At 65.2% G+C, this 8,380-nt stretch carries 9 protein-coding genes; 5 read left to right on the forward strand and 4 right to left on the reverse strand.

What is annotated here, in order from left to right; genetic code table 11:
- Positions 1–213: 213 nt before the first annotated feature.
- From ACH41F_RS35805 to ACH41F_RS35820, 4 genes are read left to right on the forward strand one after another with little or no spacing between them, the layout of a single operon-like run.
- Positions 214–1,392: a dsDNA nuclease domain-containing protein gene (locus ACH41F_RS35805; RefSeq protein ID WP_398839225.1), complete on the forward strand. Its 1,179-nt coding sequence runs from the start codon at positions 214–216 to the stop codon at positions 1,390–1,392.
- Positions 1,382–1,936, forward strand: a complete 555-nt coding sequence (locus tag ACH41F_RS35810) for a hypothetical protein (RefSeq protein ID WP_398839227.1) — start codon at positions 1,382–1,384, stop codon at positions 1,934–1,936. Before ACH41F_RS35805 ends, ACH41F_RS35810 begins: the two co-directional genes overlap by 11 nt.
- Entirely contained in the window at positions 1,933–3,864 is a 1,932-nt protein-coding gene (locus ACH41F_RS35815) for a hypothetical protein (protein ID WP_398839231.1), read from the forward strand. Before ACH41F_RS35810 ends, ACH41F_RS35815 begins: the two co-directional genes overlap by 4 nt.
- 56 nt (positions 3,865–3,920) lie before the next feature.
- Complete coding sequence (locus tag ACH41F_RS35820) at positions 3,921–4,367, forward strand: DUF6207 family protein (protein WP_398839233.1); 447 nt, start codon at positions 3,921–3,923, stop codon at positions 4,365–4,367.
- Between the two features lie 7 nt (positions 4,368–4,374).
- Here ACH41F_RS35820 and ACH41F_RS35825 read toward each other — a convergent pair whose 3' ends face one another.
- From ACH41F_RS35825 to ACH41F_RS35840, 4 genes are all read right to left on the reverse strand, one after another.
- Positions 4,375–4,695, reverse strand: coding sequence for a hypothetical protein (locus tag ACH41F_RS35825; RefSeq protein ID WP_398839235.1), 321 nt, complete (start codon positions 4,693–4,695; stop codon positions 4,375–4,377).
- A 444-nt stretch (positions 4,696–5,139) separates the two neighbouring features.
- Positions 5,140–5,406, reverse strand: a complete 267-nt coding sequence (locus ACH41F_RS35830) for a hypothetical protein (protein WP_398839237.1) — start codon at positions 5,404–5,406, stop codon at positions 5,140–5,142.
- Positions 5,407–5,735: 329 nt separating this feature from the next.
- On the reverse strand, positions 5,736–6,041 hold the full coding sequence (locus ACH41F_RS35835) for a hypothetical protein (protein ID WP_398839239.1): 306 nt from the start codon (positions 6,039–6,041) through the stop codon (positions 5,736–5,738).
- Positions 6,042–6,313: 272 nt separating this feature from the next.
- Positions 6,314–6,550 carry a hypothetical protein gene (locus ACH41F_RS35840; protein WP_398839241.1) on the reverse strand — a complete coding sequence of 79 codons (237 nt, stop codon included), beginning with the start codon at positions 6,548–6,550 and terminating at the stop codon, positions 6,314–6,316.
- Between the two features lie 191 nt (positions 6,551–6,741).
- On the opposite strand from ACH41F_RS35840, the gene ACH41F_RS35845 reads away from it, so the two are divergent.
- Positions 6,742–7,503, forward strand: a complete 762-nt coding sequence (locus ACH41F_RS35845; RefSeq protein WP_398839243.1) for a hypothetical protein — start codon at positions 6,742–6,744, stop codon at positions 7,501–7,503.
- The last annotated feature ends 877 nt before the right edge of the window (positions 7,504–8,380 follow it).

An 8,380-nucleotide genomic window follows, 5' to 3' on the forward strand; every position in this document is an offset into this window, starting at 1 on the left:
GAGCCAGCGGGAGTCTCCTACGAGGCGGAGGAACAGAGACGGCGGACACCTGTGGTGGTGTCGTCCGCGTGGGGGTGGCGCGCGCCTCGCGGTCGGCGGTCCTGCTGCTCTCTGCCTGAAGGCTGGACGCAGGGAGTGGATCTTCCGGCCTGTCGACTGGAGATCACAGAACCCCTACGCTGCGTGGTCGGGGAGTAACGAGATGGGGGGCGAATGACCGATCCGATTGAAACCGAAGCACCGGATGACTCAGGGTCAGTCACGTTGCGACGGTACGAGTACCAGGTACACATCGCCGTGCAAGCGGTCCTGGAGATGCTGGCGGGCGGATCGGTCGTTCACGTGACCTGCGAGCACATCGAGGACATAGTCGTGGCCCGCGGTGGCGACCCCCGGTGTACCGATGGCGGTTCGTTCTGGGATTTTCAGCAGATCAAAACCAGGGATGCTGTGGAGCCCTGGACGCTGACGGACGTGCTCGCCAAGAAGCCCCTCAAGAGCCTCTGGCGCACGCACGAAACCGTGGCAGGCACCGGCCTGATCTATCAGCTGACCGCCGGCATCGAGGGCCATCTCGACCCAGCCGACGCCGCGGTCGTGGCCCTGTCCAAGGGGGAAGGGGGAGACAACGACGCGTGCCGAAAACGGGTCGCGGCGCACCTGAAAGTCAAAGAGGCCGCACTGACCGACTTCCTGCCCCTGGTGCGTATTAGACCTCTGCCACGACGCGGCGACATCGAGCTGCGCAATACCCGGGTCCTGGCCGATCTCGGCCCAGGTCTCACCATGGCGATGATCGACGCCCTCTACACGGAGTTGCTCCGGCGTACTCGCGAAGCCACCCAAGGACTCCCCGTCGCCCGGTGGGCAGAGCTGCTGGCTCTCGACAGCCCGCCCGCCGCAGTGCTGAACAAACGCATCACCGCGGCGACGATTGCCGACGTGCGCCAGCGCCTGACTCGTCCCGACCACGTTCTGCTGGAAGATCTTTCCCAGCAACTGCACGGTTCCGAGACTGCGCTTGTTCGCAAGCTCCGTCAGGGCGCTGCCTCCAGGGAGGTCATCGAGGAGGCGCAGATGTTGCGCGCCCACGCTGAGCGCCACCGGTTCAGAGAGCTGGCGCTGGGAGCCTGGCCTGGCGATCAAGCCATCGAGACAGACCTCGATCAGCGCCTGCTGCTACTGGCCCGCCGTACCGGCCGGTCCCACAAGGGACAGAACCAGCCCGCTGACGCCATCTTCGACGAGCTGCAGCGCACACTCGAGGCAAGCCCCGGCACCTACGACCGCCATCCCCTCTACGCCCAGGATGGTGTGCTTCTGATGGGCAGGGCGTGCGCGATCTCGGACGAATGCAGGTTCGACTGGGGGAGCGACCGAGATGCCTCCTAGCACTACAGCGCCCACCACTGCTGTGCCGTCGGCGCGGCCGCCTTCTGCGGATGCCCAAGCCCGCCTGCTGCTGCTTATCGACGTCTTCTCTGAAACCAAGGCGAGCAAGGGCATCGAAGGGCGCATGAAGCTGGCCAAGCTCGACTTCCTGCTCCGCTACCCGGCCCACTTCAACAGCCTCATGGCTGTTCGACGACCCGACGTCGACGCCGGTGAGGACCCGTGGCTGACCGGAACGATCGAGCAGAGCATGATCCGTTACAAGTACGGGCCGTGGGATCCCGCCTACTACGCGTTGCTCGGTGCCCTCACGGGCAAGGGCCTCATCGAGCCCAAACACGAGGACGCCATCGCGACCTACTGCACTACCCCCGCCGGGCGGCAAGTGGCGCGTGCTCTCGCTGAAAGCGAGAGCTGGCGCCCGGTTCGGGACCGAGCAGTGCTGTTGCGGCGGTACTTCAACCTGACCGGCACCACCCTGAAGAACCTGATCTACGAGACGTTCCCCGACATCGTCGAGGCGGACTGGGGGACCCACCTATGAGACTGCGCATCGAAGAGATCACCCTGGTCGGTACCAGCCGCACGATCCGCTTCGAACCCGGCATGAACGCGATCATCGGTTCTATGAGCGGCGGCAAGACCGCAACCGTCAGCTGCCTCCGCGCCCTCCTGGGTGCCGACGTGAGTGTCGTCCCCGAACTTCGGGGACGGACGATCGCCGGCACCGTGCTGGTCGGAGATCGCCGATTCCACATCGTGCGCACACTGGTCACCACCCCGAACGCCATGGTCGAGATCGCCGAAGTTGGCGGCCGCAGGGAAGTCTGGCGGCTGCCCGCCAGCCAGCTCCAAGCGGGGTATGACGAGACCTTCCGTGACTGGTGGCGAAACGTACTGAGGCTGCCCCGCCTCAGCGTTCCGCGCGCTCCCAACGATGACAGGAGCCCTCTTGTTCCTGTCACCATCAGTGACTACCTCATGTACTGCGTCCTCAGGCAGAAGGAGATCGACTCCTCTGTCTTCGGGACCCCCGACAACTACTCCAAGAACATCAAGCGCAAGTACGTCTTCGAGATTCTCTACGGCCTCTACGACCCCGAGGCAGCTGGACTACGCGACCGCCTACGCGAAGTCACTACAGAGTTGGCAGCCCTCACCGCGGATGCGAACACCCTGGAACGGATCCTCCAGACGACAGCCTTCGCCTCCCGCGCCCAGCTCGAGGTTGAGCGCCAGGAGACCGAAGGGGAGCTCATCCGCGCTCGCCAGGCCGACATCCACCTCACTGGCGAACTCGCCGAGTCGGCCACCGTCACCCTGCGCGAACGGATCGCCGAGGCGGAGGCAGAGATCGCCCGCATCGCCAGCGCGGCCGAGGCCGAAGCCGTCTCCGTCACCAACCTCCGCGAACTGCACGGACAGCTCATCGCCCAGAGCCGTCGGCTCACCCGCGCCCTGGTGGCCGAGCGACTCCTCAACGACTTCGAATTCCACACCTGCCCCCGGTGCGGAGCCGGTGTGCCTGAAAGGGGCGACGAGCACACCTGCCGCCTCTGCATGCAGACACCACCCCACCTGCCAGCCCCGTCCTCCCTAGCCGCGGAACAAGACCGAATCATCGAGCAGGTAACCGAGACCGAAGAACTCATCGCCCGAAGCACCCAGCGCCTCGAACAACTCAGGACAGCCCAAGCTGCCCAGACCAACAAGCGGGCAGACCTCGGTGCACAACTAGACCGAGCAACGGCCACCTACATCACCGACCAGGCAGACCGCATCAGAGGCATCGCTGCCCGGCAGGCCCGACTCGAGGAACACCTCGCCCGCCTGGACGACGGCCTGGCCCTACACGACCGGCTAGCGGGGCAGGCTGAACGCGTTGCTGAACTGGAACGCGAGCAAGAGGACCTCAACAGCAAAATCGACGCCACCCGCCACAGCAACCAGACGGTCAGCGAACGCCTGCGGAAACTCGACGACGCATTCGAAGCCGCCCTCCGCAGTTTCGACGCACCCCGCTTCGACGACCAGCCAGGCTCCTACATCAACAAGAAGACGTATCTGCCTGTCGTGGACGGCCGTCCCTTCGCTGACCTGCAATCCCAGGGTGTCGAGGTACTGGTCAACGTAGCCCACGTCCTTGCACACCAACGTGTGGCACTCAACGACCACGACATCCCCTTGCCCAACCTCCTCATCATCGACGGCATCAGCAGCAACGTCGGCCACGAAGGCGTCGATCTTGAGCGCCTGCGCAAGATGTACGCCAGCCTCCTGCGCGCTGCAACCGAGCACGTCGACCGGCTGCAGATCATCGTCACCGACAACGACTCCCCTCCGATTGAGGGCATTCACCGAGCACTGGAGCTATCCGACACAGACCGACTCGTGCCTACGCCCCCTGCCGAATCCGACGACACACAGCCTGTAGACGCGCCGCCAGAGCCAGAAGAGGAAGCCGGCACCTGACGACCACAGCAGGACCGCGGCCAGACCGGGACTACGACAAACTGGTCAGCGGGCCAGTGGACGGCCTGCTGCTCGACCTCACCGGCCGGACACCGGACAAGGCCGACACCGGCATCGCGCTGGCCACCGAGCTGGAGCAGTCCGGCGCCAGCGGCTGGGCGATGTACGACGCGCGCCCTGGCGCCCAGTCCGCTGGGACTGGGGCGGCGACAGCCCCTGACGGCCCGCCACTCGGTTGGGTGAAGACATGGAAACGGCGGAACCTCCACAGGCGCCCGGGCGTAGTGCCGTACACGGACCCGATCAACGAGGCACACGTAAGCTGGCCGGGCCTGGTCGTCGTCGACGTCGCGGCCGCCGACGACGACACCGCGCTCGCCTTCCAGCAGCTGCTCGCCGAACGGTGGGCGACGGCGACAGAGGAGCATACGACCCGAGACGCGGGCGAACCCGGCGTACGGCTGCGATGCTACCTGGACCTTCGCCAGCCGCTCGACTCGTAACAAGGCATCACTGTGCTTGCATCCGCTGTTGCAGGCTTCGTACTACCGCAGCCCCGCGTGGGCTCGTGCGCCAGCTCACTTCGCGCCCATGTCGGGTCTTGATGGCGAGCCCGCGTTCAACCAAGGCCCGGCCGCTGCGGCTGATCTGTGTTTCGTCGGCGCTGAGCTCCTCGTTCTTGAGTTCGGCGAGGAGCTGTGTGCTGGTAATGCTGGGTGTCTCGGCCATGGCGAGGAGCATGCGGGCGGCCCATGTATGCGGGTCAAGGGTTTCCGCCAGCAGCATTTGCCGGGTGCGGTCCAGCCCTGCCCGTGCCGTTTCTGCCAGCACGGTGATAAGGGTCTCCAGATGCGCCCTATCGTCGGCAGGCCGTAGGCGCATGTGCGCGGACCGCAGCACTTCTAGGCCAGAGTGCAGGTTCTCCGCGTCAGCCAGGAGGGGTGGCATCGATAAGCCAATGGGCAACCGCTGACGCCCAGGCATCGGCAGCCGCGTGGTCCGCGAGGCGCTTGCCCTCGCCACTCGTTTCCTCCTCTAGGACGGCCGCCCACTTGTGGAACTCCTCGATATTTCCCAGGGCTGACTTCACGTAATTCCCCAGCCCCGGGGGTGGGGACGGTCAGCTGGCCTTGAGGGTCGTCTGCTTGGTGCCGGCTGGCACTGGCGGGTGCCGGGCAAGCCTGGCGTACGTGCCCGCATCTGGCTCGCGCTCACGACGGATACTGATGAAGCGCCGCTATCCCTCGAAGACCCTGTGGGTCCCTGAACGGGCCGTCAGCCCTCTTCGCCACGGCGCTCCTGCTCAAGCAGCATCTGCCAATGATTGTCTGCGTCCTGCCACCCCTTCGACGCTTTCGGTAGCTTCTCGCCGCGCAGCTTGGCGCCTAGACAGTCCATGGCGTCTTGAACTGCCGTGAGCGCCACGACGCGCGGCCAGGTAAGGCCTGTCTCCTGAAGCAGTTGCGCGCTGTTGGCACCCCAAGTCAACAGGTTCAGTGAGGATTGCAACCGATTCCTCAAGTCCTTGTCGGGGAAGGTCATGGCAGCAACTTCAGCGGGCCCGAGAGCCGCGTGGAGGTAGTCCGGCCAGGACTCGAAACTCCTTGGTACCGGATCGGAGCCGGTATCGAAGTTCCGGTACGCCTGCTGTACCTCCAGGAGCGCTGCTGTGATGACGGCCGTCGCGTCCCTCTGCTCCGACCGCCGCCGGGCTCCTCTCGTGTCGCGCAGGACTCGACCCGCAATCAGCGACGACGGAAGTCCGCCGACCACGGCGCCAGCCGCTCCCAGAGGGGCAGAGCGCCATTCGGAGGCGGCACCGGTCTCGGCCTGCTCAACGACGGCGATCAACCAGTCCCCAGGGACCAGCACTACTCCACCCACCAGGCGTCGACGCCATCCATCCTGAACCTCACATGGCAGTTCGTGCGCTTGGGGATCCCGGGTCCCTCGCTGACGATGAGGTGAAGGTACTCGCGGGCTTCTGCCTGAGCGTCGCGGAGCTCCCGATACTGGGAGTGCTCCTCCGAGAGGTGTTCTTCCAGGAAGACATCAGGGTGTTGCGCGTAGCCGACGAAGCGGACACCTCCTACGACGACGGAGATCTTGCGCGCTTGAGGGGAGCCGTCTGATGCTTCCTCGGAGAGGAACTGCAAAAGGGGGTCATTCTCACTCATAAGGGAAGACTGAAACCGCTGTGCAGTGTGCGCACCCCATGAGGCGCCGCCTGGAGTATCCGCGATCTGTCGCTAGGGCCCCGTAGCAATCGCCGAAAAAACGACGGATGTCCCTGACCTGCGCGGATGTGGCCTGGTTCGTTGATCAGACTTCCTGCCTGACGGGGCGTTTAGCGCCGAAGGACGTCATCCGAGACCAGGGCCAGGGCTAGCGACCCGCCGCGAAGGCGGGCCGGGGCGGGGGTGAGCGGAGCATGCCCCCGCCCGTCGCGTCAGCTGATCACGATATGTACGTGGCGGAGCACGAACTCCACCGTCGCCGCGACCACCGCGACCACCACCGGACCCGCGACCGCATAGAACACGGCACCGCGGCGGGTTCCCGGGTCCGGCAACCAGTGCCTCCGGCCCTCCCGTACGGCCGGGACCGCCTCCTCGTCCTTCTTCTCGGCCTTGTTCCCGACGGCCGCCTTCGCGGTGGCCTTCCTCGGCGTGCGAGGCTGGTTCATCAGAGCACCCTTTTCAGCTACAGAGGACTGGGTGTGAGGGCGGCCTCCCGTTGCATCGGGGGGCCACTCGGCTTATGGCCTACGACCCGCGACGCCTTCACCCACATCACGCTACCGATGCCACCAACGGATCCGCAGAATCAGGCACTCTGCACACCAGGGCTGTGAACTGCGAAAACAGAATGAATTGGGTGACTAGCCATCAGGTGTGTCAACATCTGTTGATGGCCACCGACCCGCGACGTACCGACATGAGCACTCGCGAGGCCCGCAAGCTGATCAATGCAGCTCTAGCCAGTCTGACCCGGCTGTACCAGGACGCCAGCCCCACCGGGCTGATCAGGCAGGCCGCTGAACTCCGCGACGCGGCCGAGGACGTCCTCCACAGCCAGGTCGTCTTGGCGAACGGCATCACATGGGTGCCCTGGCGCCTTATCGGCCCCGCTCTCGGTGTGTCGGCACAGGCTGCCCAGCGCAAGTACGGCGGGCACAGCAAGTCACCCTGGAGGCAGCTTCAGCCCCCTAAACACCGGAGGCAGGTCGAGGCGGTCCCGGACTGGCTCACGTCCGTACGCTCGGATGTCCCTGAAGTAGTCGGCGCTGCTGACTTCGCTGAGGCGTGCACGGTCGCCGTCAGCGACCCAAGTCGCGCCGCCGCGGCGAGTTGGAAGGCGCTCAGCCTGTCAGCAGCGCACCTGTCGCACGCGTTCTACGGCGACACCCCGGGAAGGGAGTCGTCGGACATCATCGCTGCCTTCCGCAGAGCAGAAGGCGACGGCCGGCTCCCCGGAGGGGCCACTGTCGTGGCCGAAGCAGTGCACCGCCACGCCGGGACGCGCGCCCGCTCCAAGCAGCATTTGACCGCTGTCGAGGCACTTCAACTCGTCGTTTCCGCTTACCGACTGGCCTGGCAGGTGCGGGACGCCCTCGATGCAACAGAGGCTCAGCGCTGACGCTGCGGACCGTAGACAGCAGCACCGGCTCTGAGCGTCGGGTGGCGTCGGCGGTGACGGACAAGCATCAACAGCAGGCGTGGCTGCGGTGAGGGGTTCTCGGCTCCGGTACCTCCGTACCCCGGAATTCGGGCTTTCTGATGTCGGAGGTGCCTTCTGTGGCGGGGGTCTGCAACTTCCCAATGTCCGCGGCTACGTGATCCTCTGTGTGACCTTGGTCGTGATAGGCGTCTTGGGTTTTTCAGTGGTGTGGCGTCGTTGGTTTTCATTGCTGGTGGTGGCGGCGAACCTGGGTTGTTTGCGGGGTGGTGAAAGGGGGGTGTCGTTTTCGTGGTGAAAGCCCTTGTCGTTTTCCGGGTGTTGATGTGGTGTCGTCTTTGCATGGGTGTTGGGGTGGGGTGTTGTTGGCAATATTATGTGAATGGAGAGAGGCAGTGCGTCCTCATTCCGGATTCCACCCTGGATGGTTTTGACGCAGCTTCATAGAGCAGATAAGGGGTGGGTGTTGAAACCAGAACTCATCCATGCCTCAAATTTGACGCACAGCAGGGATCACGACGGTCCGTCAAGTAGGGCAGGCGCCTATGCTCCGCTTCGACGTCGGCCCTCAGAAGGCGACTGACGCGCCGCCCTCCCGATCCAGTCACGCGATGAGGTCCCCCGTCCTTCACGCCCCGTCACCTGCCCTTGCAGCTGCGGCTTTTTCAGGAGTGGGGCGCGGAGCGCACCAGTTCTGCCGGAATCCGACGGAGTCGGATTCCCTTGCCGGGTCACGGAGTGGACCGGCAAGCCGGAACGGAGTTCCGGCCCTTCCACGCGAAGCGTGGAAACCGCCGCGTAGCGGCGGCGCGTCGTGTCTGCGGAGCAGACCGCGCGC

This window comes from Streptomyces sp. NPDC020489 (assembly GCF_044386545.1).
Classification (GTDB): domain Bacteria; phylum Actinomycetota; class Actinomycetes; order Streptomycetales; family Streptomycetaceae; genus Streptomyces.

Excerpts from the sequence above, each read along its gene's own strand:
- ACH41F_RS35805 (WP_398839225.1), top strand. The coding sequence starts at position 214 with ATGACCGATCCGATTGAAACCGAAGCACCGGATGACTCAGGGTCAGTC.
- ACH41F_RS35810 (WP_398839227.1), top strand. The coding sequence starts at position 1,382 with ATGCCTCCTAGCACTACAGCGCCCACCACTGCTGTGCCGTCGGCGCGG.
- ACH41F_RS35815 (WP_398839231.1), top strand. The coding sequence starts at position 1,933 with ATGAGACTGCGCATCGAAGAGATCACCCTGGTCGGTACCAGCCGCACG.
- ACH41F_RS35830 (WP_398839237.1), bottom strand. The coding sequence starts at position 5,406 with ATGACCTTCCCCGACAAGGACTTGAGGAATCGGTTGCAATCCTCACTG.
- ACH41F_RS35835 (WP_398839239.1), bottom strand. The coding sequence starts at position 6,041 with ATGAGTGAGAATGACCCCCTTTTGCAGTTCCTCTCCGAGGAAGCATCA.
- ACH41F_RS35840 (WP_398839241.1), bottom strand. The coding sequence starts at position 6,550 with ATGAACCAGCCTCGCACGCCGAGGAAGGCCACCGCGAAGGCGGCCGTC.